At 55.5% G+C, this 13,980-nt stretch carries 11 protein-coding genes and 3 pseudogenes; 5 read left to right on the top strand and 9 right to left on the bottom strand.

What is annotated here, in order from left to right:
• Positions 1 to 312: 312 nt before the first annotated feature.
• On the bottom strand, positions 313 to 3,885 hold the full coding sequence (locus tag KIH39_RS08260) for a WD40 repeat domain-containing serine/threonine protein kinase (RefSeq protein WP_213498861.1): 3,573 nt from the start codon (positions 3,883 to 3,885) through the stop codon (positions 313 to 315).
• A complete protein-coding gene (locus KIH39_RS08255; RefSeq protein ID WP_246539609.1) occupies positions 3,886 to 4,509 on the bottom strand; it encodes an RNA polymerase sigma factor in 624 nt (207 codons plus the stop codon).
• A gap of 679 nt (positions 4,510 to 5,188) precedes the next feature.
• Between KIH39_RS08255 and KIH39_RS08250 the strand changes: the two genes are divergently transcribed.
• Together KIH39_RS08250 and KIH39_RS27040 are read left to right on the top strand one after the other, a co-directional pair.
• A complete protein-coding gene (locus tag KIH39_RS08250; RefSeq protein ID WP_213498859.1) occupies positions 5,189 to 5,968 on the top strand; it encodes an ATP-binding protein in 780 nt (259 codons plus the stop codon).
• A 449-nt stretch (positions 5,969 to 6,417) separates the two neighbouring features.
• Positions 6,418 to 6,639, top strand: a pseudogene (locus KIH39_RS27040) (DUF6444 domain-containing protein); the annotation flags it as partial.
• Here the strand turns inward: KIH39_RS27040 and KIH39_RS27035 are convergent.
• Positions 6,534 to 7,031 carry a hypothetical protein gene (locus KIH39_RS27035; protein ID WP_390623686.1) on the bottom strand — a complete coding sequence of 166 codons (498 nt, stop codon included), beginning with the start codon at positions 7,029 to 7,031 and terminating at the stop codon, positions 6,534 to 6,536. The pseudogene KIH39_RS27040 and the gene KIH39_RS27035 sit on opposite strands and share 106 nt — an antisense overlap.
• 65 nt (positions 7,032 to 7,096) lie before the next feature.
• Between KIH39_RS27035 and KIH39_RS26555 the strand changes: the two genes are divergently transcribed.
• Both KIH39_RS26555 and tnpC read left to right on the top strand, forming a co-directional pair.
• Positions 7,097 to 7,675, top strand: a complete 579-nt coding sequence (locus KIH39_RS26555) for a DUF6444 domain-containing protein (RefSeq protein ID WP_246539438.1) — start codon at positions 7,097 to 7,099, stop codon at positions 7,673 to 7,675.
• The gene (gene tnpC, locus KIH39_RS08235; RefSeq protein ID WP_246539439.1) at positions 7,672 to 8,475 is read left to right on the top strand and encodes an IS66 family transposase; all 804 of its coding nucleotides are present in this window, start codon (positions 7,672 to 7,674) and stop codon (positions 8,473 to 8,475) included. Before KIH39_RS26555 ends, tnpC begins: the two co-directional genes overlap by 4 nt.
• 7 nt (positions 8,476 to 8,482) lie before the next feature.
• On the opposite strand, the pseudogene KIH39_RS27030 reads toward tnpC, so the two are convergent.
• The 3 genes and pseudogenes from KIH39_RS27030 to KIH39_RS26795 form a co-directional block, all read right to left on the bottom strand.
• Positions 8,483 to 8,662: pseudogene (locus tag KIH39_RS27030) on the bottom strand (AAA family ATPase); the annotation flags it as partial.
• 1,718 nt (positions 8,663 to 10,380) lie between these two features.
• Positions 10,381 to 10,893, bottom strand: coding sequence for a transposase (locus KIH39_RS26800; protein WP_213494162.1), 513 nt, complete (start codon positions 10,891 to 10,893; stop codon positions 10,381 to 10,383).
• Positions 10,890 to 11,696, bottom strand: coding sequence for a transposase (locus KIH39_RS26795; protein WP_213498857.1), 807 nt, complete (start codon positions 11,694 to 11,696; stop codon positions 10,890 to 10,892). The genes KIH39_RS26800 and KIH39_RS26795 overlap by 4 nt, the downstream gene beginning before the upstream one ends.
• 72 nt (positions 11,697 to 11,768) lie before the next feature.
• Between KIH39_RS26795 and KIH39_RS08215 the strand changes: the two genes are divergently transcribed.
• Positions 11,769 to 12,077, top strand: coding sequence for a hypothetical protein (locus KIH39_RS08215; protein WP_213498856.1), 309 nt, complete (start codon positions 11,769 to 11,771; stop codon positions 12,075 to 12,077).
• Here the strand turns inward: KIH39_RS08215 and KIH39_RS08210 are convergent.
• The 3 genes and pseudogenes from KIH39_RS08210 to KIH39_RS08205 all read right to left on the bottom strand — a co-directional run bounded on the left by KIH39_RS08210 (position 12,052) and on the right by KIH39_RS08205 (position 13,963).
• The gene (locus tag KIH39_RS08210) at positions 12,052 to 13,071 is read right to left on the bottom strand and encodes an ISAs1 family transposase (RefSeq protein WP_213493978.1); all 1,020 of its coding nucleotides are present in this window, start codon (positions 13,069 to 13,071) and stop codon (positions 12,052 to 12,054) included. The genes KIH39_RS08215 and KIH39_RS08210 overlap by 26 nt on opposite strands.
• A pseudogene (locus KIH39_RS27025) lies at positions 13,035 to 13,211 on the bottom strand (transposase family protein); the annotation flags it as partial. The gene KIH39_RS08210 and the pseudogene KIH39_RS27025, both read right to left, overlap by 37 nt.
• Positions 13,212 to 13,291: 80 nt before the next feature.
• The gene (locus KIH39_RS08205) at positions 13,292 to 13,963 is read right to left on the bottom strand and encodes a hypothetical protein (RefSeq protein ID WP_213498855.1); all 672 of its coding nucleotides are present in this window, start codon (positions 13,961 to 13,963) and stop codon (positions 13,292 to 13,294) included.
• Positions 13,964 to 13,980: the final 17 nt, after the last annotated feature.

Below are 13,980 nucleotides of genomic sequence, written 5' to 3'. Positions count from 1 at the left end.
GCTCCTGGCGAGCCAGAATCGTAGGGCGGCGTTCGAATCCATTCCTCAGCCCGACCCTCCCTCTTCCGACAGCGGAGATCTTCCCATCGACGATACAGAATCGAATGAGGCCTCCTCTCGAACGGGCCGGTTCGATCGGGGAGGGGAGACCTTGACCCCAGAAGCCTTTGCTCGTGCCGATTCGGGAAGACGCTTCCGGGAAAGCGGGTTGGGGTTCGTTACCGATCGTCTACCGTTTGAGCTTTACGGATAAATTGCAACGGCCGGAAGCCCATGGCCAAGCAATTGGGAACTATCGTTCTGCGTAATAATTCAGGGGGTTTTCCAGATGCGGAGATAGCCCTTTTCCCCGACGACGGCGTAGCTGGCTCCATCGGGGGCAAAGTCAAAGCCGGTGATGTGGCCCGGATGTTTTCGGGCGGGCCCAATCGTCCGCCCGGTCACCGCATCCCACAGTTGTAAATTGCGATTGCCATCCGCGGTGAGGAAAGTCTGCGTCGGAGCGTTGTAAAGCACTTTTGTGGCGTTTAAGCCCCAAGCCTGCTTCACTTCCGCTTTATTCTGGGACAGATCCCAAATCCAAATTTCGCCGAACTGACTGTAGGCGTTTTGAGTGAGGGTCAGCACGCGATGGGAAAAATTCAAGGGAAGAATCTTCTGCACCGCCGAGCGGGTATGCGATAACAGCGGGTTCGGCGGTTCTTCCGAGTCGAGATTCCCCACCGACAGATGAGACTCTGCATCGCCGACGTAATACTCCTGGGAATCCTCGTGGAAATTCAAGGAAAGGATGGTTCCGGAAGTGCGCGCCAGTTCCCGCAGAAATTGGCCGTTTTCGGCCGAGTAGGATCGGACCACCCCATCTTTTCCTCCGGTTAACAGGACTTTGGCGTCGGGACTCAACGCCGTCGCCTGAATGGGGTTGCCTTGATGCTGACATTCCCAAAGGGGCCGACCAGACGTCAAATCCCAGAGGACTCCGACGGCCCCGGGGGTAAACGCCAGCAGCTTACGGCCATCGGGCGAAAACGAGAGCTGGCGCGGCGTTCCGGCGTGCGGAAGCGGCGGCCGAATTCTTTTTCCCGAGGGGACCTCGTAGAGTTCGACCCGAGCGTTTCCTCGATAACTGACGGCGAGGCTACGGCTATCGGGCGTGAACGCGAGGGCCTCCACCGGATCCCAGCCTTCACCGAAGCGGTAAGTTCGACTCGGCTCGGAGACGTCCAAAAGTTCGATTAAGCCTCGAGCGGGACTCTTCTGATCCCCGGCGACGGCGAGAAATCGCCCATCTGGGCTATACGACACGGCCGATAACGGCGTCGCGTAGCGTTTTTCCCAGGCCGGGAGAAGACTCGCGAATTCCCAGAGTTGGACTTTGCCGTCGCGGCCTCCGGTAGCAAAGGCAGGGTGCTCGGGTCGAAAGGCCACCGCCGACACGTCGTCGGATTGGATTAAGGGGGCCATCAAGCGCGCTCCCGTCTCGGCATCCCAGAGACAGGCCGCTTTTTGGACCGGTGATTCTTTATCCGATCGTCCGCCGCCACTCAGGAGGAAGCGGCCCTCCTTCGAACACGTTAAGGATTGAATTCCAAACTCCTGGAGAAGCAAGGGAGGCTGACGCTGACCGGTTTGACGATTCCAAGAAATCACCGCTTGGTCCACTCCTCCGGTGAGTAGCGTATTCCCCTCCGGACTATAGACGGCGCTTCGAACTAATCCCGAGTGCATCAAAGCGGGACCGACCGGAGTTCCGGTATCGGCATTCCATTGACGACATTCTCCCGCGGAGTGAAGTCGATCTTCTCCCCACGAACTACTCCCCGCCGTGACCAGCCACTGACTATTGGGACTATACGAGAGGCAGGTGAGGATTCCCGACTGCCGTATGGCCGGAAAGGCCCTCTCTTTTGAGAGCAAATTCCAAATCCGCGCCTCCCCGGGGAATTTCGGGTCATTCGAAAGTCCCGCCGCGGCAAAGTGCCGTCCATCCGGGCGAAAAGCCACACTGAAAACGCGTTGAAATTCCCGCGAAGATTCCCAGATCGGTTGCCCCGAGGAGCTGTCCCAGAGTTTCACCGAACCGTCGAAACTCCCGGTGAGCAGGTAGCGATCGTCCGGGCTCATGGCGACGGCCAATACGGCTCCCGGGTGCGGCAGAGGGGGGCTCAGGGGTTTCCAGGTAGCCACGTCCCAGAGCCGGGCTTCGCCCGGGCCAGGTTTTTGATCCTTGTTACCCCACAGACCGACGAGTATTTTTTGTCCCCGACTATCAAACGCCAGCGAGGTGACCGAAGACCCGAAGCGCGGACTGACTCTCGGAAGGAGCGTTTGATTTTTCCAGGCTTGAAGATTCTTGGCCAACACCGATTTCAAATCGGGAAAATCGGCCGCGCCGGCCCGCTCGAGTCCGGAGGCCAGCCCCTGTAACCCACTCGCCAGATCGTCTTTTTGGCACAGCGTCACGCTTTGATCCAAAAGCAGTTCCAGGGAGGCTCGTTCCGATCGCTCCCGCGCGCGATCGGCGGCTTCGTGGGCGCGGGCTTCGGATTGGGTCCGTTGGGTCAGATCCCCAAGCGCCCCTCGGGTCTTCTGATACTGATTCCCCACGGCGGCCAAAGATCCGATCAAAACCAGCCCCAGGGTCAGGATCAATAGTGATTGCGACGGGTGCCGCCGAACGAGTCTCGTCGCTTTTTCCAGCGTTCCCAGCGGGCGGGCCAGGATGTTTTCCCCCGCTTGGAATCGCTCGAGGTCTTTGCGCAAATCTTCGGCTTGGCCATAGCGCTTGCGCGGATCTTTCTCCAGGCACTTCATGCAGATCGTCCCGAGATCGCGCGGAACTTGGGGTTGCAGGCGCGCCACCGAAAGCGGTTCTTCCTGAATTGCCAGCAGTAGGGTGTTCAGTGGGGTGTCGGCCTGGAAGGGCGGACGTCCGGTGAGCAGTTCATACAAGATCGCGCCGAGCGAATAGATATCCGCGGCCGGGCCCAGCTTCGAGGAAGGTTGGCTGGCGAGTTCCGGGGCCAGGTAGGACGGGGTACCCACGATCATCCCGGTTTCGGTCAAAGAGCGTTCGAGATTTTCTGCGCTGCCAAAGTATTTGGCCAAGCCAAAATCGGTGACCTTGATCGCTTCGGGAGGAATTCCCGATTTCTCGGAGTTTGGCCGGGGCGCAGTCTCGGAAGTGGCTAGCAATACGTTGCTGGGTTTCAGATCCCGATGCAGGATGCCCAGGGAATGGGCGTATTCGATGGCTCGCGTGATGGGAATTAAGATTTCGACGGCGACCCGGGTCGCTACCGGAGTTTTAGCGCTCCAGCTCGCGAGCGTCCCCCCCCGAACCAATTCCAGAGCCAGGCAGGGAGAGCCCTCCGACTCCAGGAAATCGAAGACGCTCACGATGTTGGGGTGTTGCATCCGGGAGAGGATCGCCGCTTCCTGTTGGAGCCGCTCTCGAACCCGCGGATCGCGGACTAAGTCGGCGCGAAGCAGTTTCAGGGCAACGACTCGGTCGAGCGTCCGTTGCCGCGCTTCATAGACAACGCCGCTTCCTCCGCGTCCTAAGACTCGGAGAAGTTCGTAGCCGTCGACCGAAGGCCAGGGGGCCTCGGAAAGAGCATCGAGGGGAGAAGCGGAGTGGGGAGGCCGGTGGGACTCGAGGAAGGCCGGAAGATAAGTCGGTTGCTCGGGAGTTGGTTCCGGCTTCTCGCGAAGCGGGGAAAAGAACGGGCTCCAGGAGGTCATTTCCTGGTCCGTCCGGTCCTGGAGTTGATTCTGACAATTCAAACAGTGTTCGATATGCTGGAGCAGCTCCTCGAGCCGGTTGGGGGCCAACTGCTCTTCGAGCAACTGCGTCAGAGCATTTTGATCGGGACAGGTTTTCATCTAAGAATCCGGATTCTCGTTTTCGCCTAGACTCGGATCGAGTTGGATCAATTCGGAACGCAGCAGCTTCAGCACCCGACTGCGGGCAATATAGACCATGGCGACCTTCATCCCGAGGCGCTCGGCCACGACAGCGCCGGGAAGCTGCTCGAGTGAACTGAGTCGAAAGGCTTCCCAGGTCTTCGGAGCGACACGCAGGCGCACGCGAGCGCTCGCTAAACCGAGCAGCTCTTCATCGAAGGCCTCTTCCAGAGTGCGCGCCAGCGATTGTTTGGCTTCGGTGGCTTCCAGAAATACCAGGGCTTCCTCCGATCGCGGGGAGGCAGCGCGGTTCTCTTTGCGAGCCTGATCGCGCCAGGAATGAAAGGTCACCGTTTTGAGCCAGCTGCGGAAACTGCGCTGGGGATCATATTCGAATTCTTTCAGCTGCGCGGCCACTTTGAGCAGCACGATTTGCGTGATATCCTGGGCATCGGCGTACTGCAAATTCCAGGACCGACACCACGCATGGATTTTGGGTCCATAATGATTCACAAACCGTTCCCAGGCCTGCGGGTCGGATGGGGCGCGATGGAGCTGGCCGAGAAGAGAAACAGGCGTGGGAGTGTCGGAGAGCCTGACCAATCCATTATTCCCTTTAAGTGAGCCGACGGCGGACTCGGAGGGTTCGAGCCCGGCGGAACCAGGGTTTCGAAATTTATCTATTCGAAAAAAAATCATTCCCTGCTAGGTTCGGCGGGTCGGCGACGTATCGAAGTGTAGGGCGGCGCGTCAAGTGTTCTCCGGGCGGCGCCTTGAGTCCGATTTTCCGGGAGCCCCGGCGAGTCATCGCGAGCGGATTTTTGCGTCTGGGTCGTCGCCCATCCCGAGTTTTTGAAGTCGTTGAGAGACGGGCGGGCCGGTCTCCTCCGGGGCGGTGCGCTTCCAGTCAAGGAGAGGGCCTGCAAGTTCGGTCGCGGGAAAAGCTTGGGATGCGGCCGCTTCGATCGCCCGGCCGCAGTGGAAGATGACCAAGTGTCCCCGAAGGGACAGCGAACTTCGTGAACTCACGAGGGGAACGGTTTACAGAGGCCAAACTTCGCCCAAGACGCCGGGAATCGCAAGGCTTTCTTCGGGAGAAATAACCGGGCTCCCATTCATCGCGGGAACGGAATACGGCAGCGGGAAGAGTCTTGATTCGATCCCGAAGGATTGGCATCGAAAGGTAACGATCGTGAAAAGGAACTCTCGGGAGGACTCCCTAAAGAGCTTGGAATCCTCGGGACAAGGGATTCCCCCGCGGTTCGAACAAGGAAACCTTCCCGTGGCTACCCCTCCCGCCCCCTCTGATTGGCCCGCGACTTCCGGGAGTTCGCCCTTTTTTAGCTCTTCGTTAGGCCACTTGACCGGCGGCATTGCCCACAATTTCAATAACTATCTGACGACCATCCTGGGAAATGCCGAACTCGCAGCGATGGTTCCGCAGCAAGACCGCCAGACCCAGGAGTACCTGGGACAAATTCAGGTGGCCGCCCAACAAGCGGCCGATCTCTGTCAGAAGCTGTTAATTTACTCGGGGAATAGTCTTTACCGCTCCACGCCCAATAGTATCAATGCGCTCCTGGAATCGCTGCGCCGCCCCCTGGAGGCTTTGATGGAGGGGCGGGCCACTCTGCTGTTGATGCTCGGCGTCGATCTCCCGCGGATCGACTGCGATCCCGAACTTTTCAAGCAGGCAGTCACCCAGTTGGTTCTCAATGCCGTGGAAGCGCAGGACGGTCCGCCATCCAAAATTCTGCTGCTGAGCGGTCGGAGACGATTCAAGCGGGCGGATTTGGATAGTTTTATCCATGGCCGAACGCTCCCGGAGGAGGTGTATGTGACCTTGGAGGTGATCGATACCGGGAGGGGCATTTCTGCGGCCGAGATCGGTCGAATTTTTGAGCCGTTCTATTCCACCAAATTGACCGGCCGGGGTCTGGGACTGAGTATCGTGCTGGGCTTCATGCACCGTTTGGGAGGGGCGATCTCGGTGAAAAGCGAACCAAATCAGGGAAGCACGTTTCGATTACTCTTTCCGGCTATCCCTACCTCGAAGGCCTGAGAAAGAAGATCTCCCTAAGAGTGATGATTTACAGGTTCCCTTTCCGCGGCGGGAGGATTGGGTTCTTCCCGCGTTAGTCGAGGTGCGGTCCGCCAAGAATTCATGGGAAAAAGCGATTTACGACCTGTCGGTAGCGGCACAAAAATCTCCTCGATGGGAATCGACGACTTGGCGAACTTCGGAACGGAAAAGTGGGAGTGAAATGATTTCATCTCGGCAACAAAGAATTCAAGATTTCTGGGCGGTCCTCCACTTCGTCGGCCTTTCTTTGATCTTTATTTTGGCGGATTGCTTGGACGCACTCTTTTTCGAAGAAGAGACGATATTCGTTGAGTGAGGGTCGACGAATTTGGGAGAACATGTCGCCTACTGTCGTGAAAATTCAGAGCCGAGACACTGGTATCCGTTCACACCTTCCCAGAAATTTAGGGATCGAGTAGACTGTTGTGATGAAGCAGGAAGGAATCTTGCCACCGGAACTTCGCAGTCGCATCCCCGAGGATGTTCTTCCCGATTTGGAAGCTTGGATTGCTAAACGTTTCGCGGAATTCGGTCAAATTTTAGCTCAGTACGAGCAACGCATCGCAACTCTCGAGGAACGCCTGAACCAGAATTCCTCCAATTCGTCGAAGCCCCCATCGTCGGACGGTCCCGAAGTGAAGCGAGCCCCACCCCGGAAGAAATCGAAGAAGAATCGGGGTGGCCAATCGGGGCACGCCAAGAAGCAACGGGCGATTTTGCCGCCGAGCCAGACGGTGGACTGTAAGCCGGCCGTTTGTTCGGATTCCAGATCGCTCGGCTTCAGGTGTACCGAGACCTTGGGAGTATGATCCCGATTCCAGAGCAGCCTCTTTCGACCCGCCTGCGAGCGAATCGGGGAGAGACTCTTGCGCAGAGTGAAACGATCGAACAGGGCCGCCAGTTCCTGGGCACTCTCCGGGGCCGGCCATTCGTTGGAGGCTGCCACGCAGAGCTTCAAGGGGACTTTGCGCAAGGAACCTTCGCCGGCATCGAAGGTCCGTTCATTGAGAATCTTCAGAAGAGTATTCAAGTAACCGCTCACACCTCGTCCTGAGATTATCGGGAATTGCTCTTGCGCTGGGGAATTAATTATCTCATACTCGGGGCATGGAGTCTGTCAGCGAAGAATGGCTTGTTCGCCAAACGCCGGAAGTTCAGGCTGTGCTGCGGATTCTTTTGAACCGCATCGCCGAACTGGAAGCGAAGCTCGGCAAGGATTCCAGCAACTCTTCGAAGCCGCCTTCAACGCAACATCCCCACGCCAAGCTTTCGAAGCAAGCCCAAAAGAAGGCCAAACGGAAGTCGGGCGGCCAACCGGGGCATCCCAAACACGAACGCTCTTTGGTTTCCGCACACGAGTGCGACGGCGTCATTGTTTGTTTACCGGCCGAATGCCGCCGTTGTGGCGAACCTTTGAACGGAACAGATCCCCAGCCTTTGCGTCATCAGGTCTGGGAGATTCCCGAAATCAAGCCTTCGATTACGGAATATCAACTCCATCGTCTGCGCTGTTCGTGCGGCAAGACCACCTGCGGAGAATTACCCCCAGGCGTGCCTGTCGGAATGGCCGGGCCTCGATTGGTTGCTTTGTCCGCTTTGTTGATGGTCTGCTTCCGGCTCTCCAAACGACGCTGCGCCTGTTTCTGGAACAAATCCTGGGTCAGGAGGCTTCGGCTTCCTGGATGATCAAACTGCAGAACCGAGCCGCCGAAGCCTTGCAAGCCCCCTACCAGGAGTTGGCCTTAGCCTTGCCTGGGGAAGCGGTCCTCAACGGCGACGAATCGCCCACCAAAGAAGGGCTCGCCAAAGCCTGGACCTGGACTTTTGTAGCCGCGACTTTCAGCGTCTTCGCTCTCCGCACCAGCCGCAAAGCCCAGGTGGTCCTCGAATTCCTGGGCGATTCATTTACCGGCGTTCTAGGCTGCGACCGGGCCAAGATGTATTGGGCTTTCGGACGCTTGCAGTGGTGCTGGGCTCATTTGCTCCGCGACTTCCAAAGCCTCATCGATCGCCCCTGTCCGGTCGCTCGACGCTTAGGACACGACTTGCAACGACAGACTCGGGCGATGTTCGAACTCTGGAATCGCGTTCGGGACGGAACCCTCAGCCATAAAGCGTTCGGCGAACAAATGATCCCCATACGAAGCGAAGTCGAAGCCTTGCTCTTGCGAGGAAAATTCGATCCGAAGCTGCGTGGCTTTTGCTCCGAACTCTGGAAATACCGGGCTCGGCTTTGGACGTTCGTCGATGTCGAAGGAGTAGAGCCCACCAATAATGCCGCCGAGCGGGCTTTGCGGCCCGCGGTCATTTGGCGGAAGTTATGCTTTGGAACCCAATCGGCCCAGGGGAGTCGGTTCGTTGAACGAATGCTGACCGCGATCGAAACTTGTCGTCAGCAGAAACGGAACTCATTCGCCTGGATGACTCAAGCGGTACAGGCTCACTTTGCCCAAGAGAAAGCCCCTTCTCTCTTGGCCAGGGCGTGAGTTATTACGTATTCAAGATCGCCGAGGAAGCTTTGAAAACTTCATCGACGAAAGCGAAATCGGCTTCGGGGAGTTTGCCGTTGGTGATTCTCTGGAAGCGGTCTTCCTTCAGTCCCTGAATCGAGATCGGCCCAAAGACCTCTTCGGGGACGGTGAACTTGGTGAGCAGGATCGAGAACTTGGAGCCGCCGGTGGCCTGGACGCGAGAAGGACCACAGAAGGCTTTCCGAAACTCCTACAATAAGTGGAAGTGTTCCGGGAAATCTCACGGATGAAAATAAGAAGTGTATTAGCGATAATACAACTGGGGCATCTCTCTTCCCCGTGATCGGGAGCCTCTGCGGTGGGCTTCGAAAACAGCTTCCATGAATAGGGGAGACTCCAAGTCGAATGCCCAACCCCAAAGTGGCCCTTCCGGAAGTTCAAAATCCACTTTTTCGCTGTCGGCATCATTGAGTATCAAGTTAGTCGGCTGTCTTATTGTACGGATAGGGGGGAGCGACCGGGATTAACATGTGTCCATCGGATTTTTTGGCTCCGAATGAGGAAAAATTTAAAAAGAAGGCCGGCAAGGTACGGAACTGACGCCATCAAAAAGCCTCTTGCATCGTTTTTCGGTTTTTGTTCGAAACCACTTCAGGGACTTGGCAAATGGGCTGTTGGCTACCGGCCCCAGTGCCAATGAGTTCGCCGTCGCCAAAACGGAAAGTGAGAACGATTCCAATTTTTTTTTCCGCTACTCTCTGCAGACTCGAGCCGTTAAGGTGGGACAAGCTCACCTCAGGCCATCGAGAAATGGGCTACTCTCGAGTTCCTATCCGCAGGGAGGCAAAGAATCGGGATATTTTTTGGCGGGTCGGGAGCCGGTTTGCGGTTCGATGGGTTGAAATTTCAAACAGTTCAGAGTGTATCGGTAATCAGATGCTCTTAAAATATTTTGGTCATATCAATAAATAATTCGAGCATTCAAATATATTAATTCGAAAATATTGGATTTGCAAAGACCATTTATGGAATAAAAATTAGATATTGTATATTGTTTTTATTAAATATATTTTGTGCGATTAGCCGCAGTGGATTTGTAAAATACATTAAAGAGATTGCAATTTGAAACACGCTTTTTATCCTGAATGATTACCATTGAGATGCTCCCCGATAGGTGGGGCAGGGTAATCGCGTTTTAATTCCGAGTGTCGCACGGGCAATAAAACACTGCAGCCCGATTCATAAGAATTCTTAGTTGGCTCGCGGTCCTATCGATGCTTCCTCCACGCCGACTTTGACAGTTGTCGAACTACGCGATCTGATATATCTCTTTTCCAATCGCTACACTATCGCTTGTGTCGCCTCAAATAGTATTTTTCTCAATTAAGGAACGAGATGGAGAACACCGTGCTGATCTCTGGCGCCCGCATCGCCGGACCGAGCTTGGCCTACTGGTTGTCGGGGCAACGTTCCCTTGAACGGTACGATTCCGCTGGTGGATCCTTCCAAGATCGATTTGTCAAAGATCGCTTGCCAAGAACGCCTCGGCGGACTTCTGAAAAGTTATCGCCGAGCGGCGTAGAGTCAAAATCGTCCGAGTTCCCCTGGCGACTCCGCGCGCCGAATCACAAAAATCCAACAATCGTATCGGTCGACTGGGATTAAACCCCAATTTTGGGACAATGCCCATCGAACTTGAGCGGAATTTTACCTATGAAAAATCAACTCCAACAGTTGCACATGGTTTTTGACCAGGACGGTTCGGCGCTGAAGTTTCTGCCGATTCAAGCAATAGTTTTTTGCGCGCGTCGGTAGCGACATGCCGAATGAGTTTGAGTGACTGCACCTTGCCGATGAGATTAGCGACACCAACAATGATTAGGGGTCCCGTCAAATCAAGTGTATTTGGCTCTTCCGTTTCTAGGTGTAGCATCCAGAGAAATGCTTCTGGATCTGGTTGACGAAGCCGCGAATCTCCGCAATGGTCGGCCCTAATTTTTTCGCGGCCCAATTCACGTCCAGGAGTATTCTCGTCCAGAGCGTAGTTAGACTCTGAATTCCATAACTTCGGCGTAGCACTACCCGAATCTTGGTATTCAGACCCTCCACCGGGCCGCTGCTTTTGCGTTCCTCGAAGTAGGCTAAGATCCCCTCCCAGTTATTCTTGAGCATCGTGATGAACGGCTCCCAATCCATCTCGGTCTCGCGGGCCTGGACGATCCAATCTTCCAACAGTCGCGAGGCTTCGGCTCGGTTGGGGGCACTATCGAAGATTTTGGTCGCCTCCCAACGCAGATGGTAGATCGTTCCCAACGAAGGCACCTTCTCGAACAAATCCTCGAGGGCCTGGACCTGCTCCGGTTTCAAATCCTCGGGACGACGCCGGAAGTCGTGCATCTGAGAACGCAGCTTCTTGCGGGCTTCCCCGCTCAAACTTCGCTTGTAGGCTCGATAGTTTTTTTTCGCAGATCGTCCGCCACCTCACCCAATTTCTTGGCGACGTGAAAGCGATCTATCACCGACTGGCTGTTGGGTAAATGCACGCCGCAAGCCTTCAAATACGCCGCGCTCATGTCCGTATGATGCCAACGCACCGCCGACCGTTGCTGGGCCGACAAACGCTCCAAACACGCTCGCCCCGCTGCTTCGTCGCGACCCTTGGACAGAGCCAGAATCTCCGGACGCTCCCCATTCGTCAGGTCCGTCAATATTGTCGCATATCCCTTATGCCCCTTACGCAGGCTGATCTCATCCAGACCCAAACGCTTGATCTTCCGCTGGGGATCGATCTGCTTCGCCTTGGCGTCCTCTATCCGGTTCTTGACGATTCGCTCCACCGTCTCCGCGGCAATCCCCAAACGCACTGCCACGTCTTCGGCTGTGCTCCCGATCAGACTGACCAGCACCTGCTCCTCGAAGCGGAACGTATATTTCACATCCCGACGCTTGAACGGCGGCAACAGCGATTGACGGTGACCGCACGACGGGCAGCGGTGATACACCTCCTGGTACACGAAAAAGCTCGGCTTACCCCACAAATCCAGATCGCGGATGCTCAGAAACTTGTTCTTCTCCACCAATTGAAGCGGAGACTCACGCCGGCAAGTCTCGCAACAAAGATTGTCGGGCAACTCCCAACTCACGTGAAAGGCGTGGCCCCCGTCGACGCGTTCATATTCGCCAACGCTCACTCCGGCGGGGACGTCCATGTCTATGGCAATGGTAGTCGTCGTCATCGGCTCTTCCGTGAACCAGGAAATGGTTACTCTAAGTTGCAATCTATCCCAAAATGACTGATTCGCCGAGAGTTGCGCCTAAAAACGGAAGAGCCGATTTTTGTGCCATCCTTTAATGATGATTTCTTGATTGGGATTACCCTGTTTTTCGAGAATCCAATGGGAAAATTTCGGCTTCCCATCCGCCTTTTTGACATCGCTGAAGGTGAACTGGTCCACTCCATCAATCGCCAGAGAAACTGCAACTTCGTTATTCGAACGATTGATAACCCGAACCTGATACAACTCCTCCTTGTGAATATCAACAAAGGCTTTACCGTCTATGAGCTTGGCGGGACGGGCAGGGAAATCGCATTTAAAGCTGAAGGAATTCTCGAATAATTAATTCTCGGCGTTCATCGCTGGCGCAGGCTTTCAGTCGTTTGACTGCCATCGATTCCTTGCCGCTCGCATTCGCTACTATGCTCAGAGCCAACCTTTTAATCCTGGCGAAATTCTGAGGGCCGTTATCTTTTCGAACCCGGCTGTCGTCGTCGCCGAATGTCACATCCAAGGACCAATGCAAATTATTCTCGATCGTCCAATGTTCCCGGACCGCTTTCGCCAACACCGGAGCGTCCGACGCTCGGCTGCAAATATAGTAGCGGATTTCGCTCGCGCTCTTGTGGTTTTCTCGGCGGTCGGTCACCACCACGACCACCGTCTTCAAGCCTTTCCAATCGTCCTTCATCGATAAGAAATTGACGTCCGAAAACACGAGGCACGAACGGTACTCCACTCGGCCTCGATTCTTCTCCGTCGATTCGCAGAACGTCGTCGGTACATCGGCGAATCCGGACTCCAAATGCTTGAAGTAATGAGCCTTGATCTCGGCCAAGAGAGTCGGTTGATTGTCCTTCACCGCCAACAGGTAATCCGCGTCCCGTTCCCGCACCGCCTCGGCGATTTTTTTTTGACAGCCCATCGCGTCGATAGTCACGATTTTTCCGGCAATGTCCAGCCGTTTCAGCAATTCCGGGATCGCGGTGATCTCGTTCGATTTATCGTCCACCGCCTCTTGGCCCAGCGTCACGCGGTTGGCCGTCGCAAACGCGCTGACCACGTGCAGGCACTTCTGACCCGGACCGCCTGACGAACGCATCGTCTTGCCGTCGATCGCCACCTGAAGCAGGTCGGTCCCGACGCAGATTTCCGCCATCCATGAAGCGAAGCAGGCCTCGAAAGCATCCGTGTCCAGATAGCGGAAAACTCGGCCGAAAGTGTCATGGCTCGGGATGCCGTTGGGCAAGGGAGATACTTCCGGAACCAGTCGATCTTGGTCACGCCGAAAGCTTCGACGGCCACCCAGTCGTTGGCTCCGGAAACCGCGGCGCAAATGGCTATGAAAATGATTTCCGAAAGCGTGTGTTGTTGGCAACGATCGAGGCGGTGGTCGGGCAAATCCGCGAAGTGGACGAGGAGATCGGTCAACGGAGTTTTCGCCGGCGCGGGAGATAGTTCGGAAAGCTGAAACATCGAGGAACCCCAGGGCGATCTAGCGAGCGATTTCCACATCCTCCACTAAAGAAGAACGATGCGCAATACAATTAATGACATTAGATGTTTTCTTGGAATTTAAGCGCGATTTCCCTGGCGGGACGGGGACTCATCGAATCGGGGGAGGGGCCGACGAGAATCTGTACATCGTAAAGGCTATCTGGGCCGGAGGAGATGAGAGATTTATCTTCCCCATGAATGAAAGTGGTTGGCTGTTTGTGAATCTTCTGGATTTCCTGGTTTCGCTCCGTGTAGGGCACTTGTACACCTTCTTTCTCCGAAGGTACTCTACCCGAGACACCCAATATTCGTGCAATATCCGTATTTCCGCCGATGACGAGTTCCTTAGGTAGGAAGGCTTTTACCGTCTCGCCCGATTTTGTATTCGTTAATTCTGGTTTGACGGAGATCAGCTTAATCCGGGTATCCTTGGGGGCTTCTATGAAAAGGAAATACCCTGAGATCTCAAAAGTGGCTTCGGGATTCGCGGTATTACCCAGTTCCTTTTCGAGTGCGGCGCAAATCGCGAGCCCCGCATTGGCATCTCCGAGGGCCGCCCCGCGCGGACTAAACAGGCCGATCCGTACCGACTGCTGGTTTTCCTTGTTCAGGACCGCTTTGACATCAATCGCCAGTTCGGCGGCGATGACCTGCAGGGTCTTGATTTCTTCGGCCCGAGCGGACGAAAAGGGGATGATCCCGAGCGCCAGTAAGAACATCAAAATCTTCATATGTAAATCTCCCAGTT

It is taken from the genome of Telmatocola sphagniphila (genome assembly GCF_018398935.1).
GTDB classification, from domain to species: Bacteria; Planctomycetota; Planctomycetia; order Gemmatales; family Gemmataceae; genus Telmatocola; species Telmatocola sphagniphila.
The sequence above is the reverse complement of the archived record's forward strand: the minus strand, read 5'-3'. Positions and strand labels throughout refer to the sequence as shown.

What these genes read in the sequence shown, in the direction of transcription:
- KIH39_RS08260 (WP_213498861.1), bottom strand. Translation starts at nt 3,885, where the DNA reads ATGAAAACCTGTCCCGATCAAAATGCTCTGACGCAGTTGCTCGAAGAG.
- KIH39_RS26795 (WP_213498857.1), bottom strand. Translation starts at nt 11,696, where the DNA reads ATGACGACGACTACCATTGCCATAGACATGGACGTCCCCGCCGGAGTG.
- tnpC (WP_246539439.1), top strand. Translation starts at nt 7,672, where the DNA reads ATGATCAAACTGCAGAACCGAGCCGCCGAAGCCTTGCAAGCCCCCTAC.
- KIH39_RS08205 (WP_213498855.1), bottom strand. Translation starts at nt 13,963, where the DNA reads ATGAAGATTTTGATGTTCTTACTGGCGCTCGGGATCATCCCCTTTTCG.
- KIH39_RS26555 (WP_246539438.1), top strand. Translation starts at nt 7,097, where the DNA reads ATGGAGTCTGTCAGCGAAGAATGGCTTGTTCGCCAAACGCCGGAAGTT.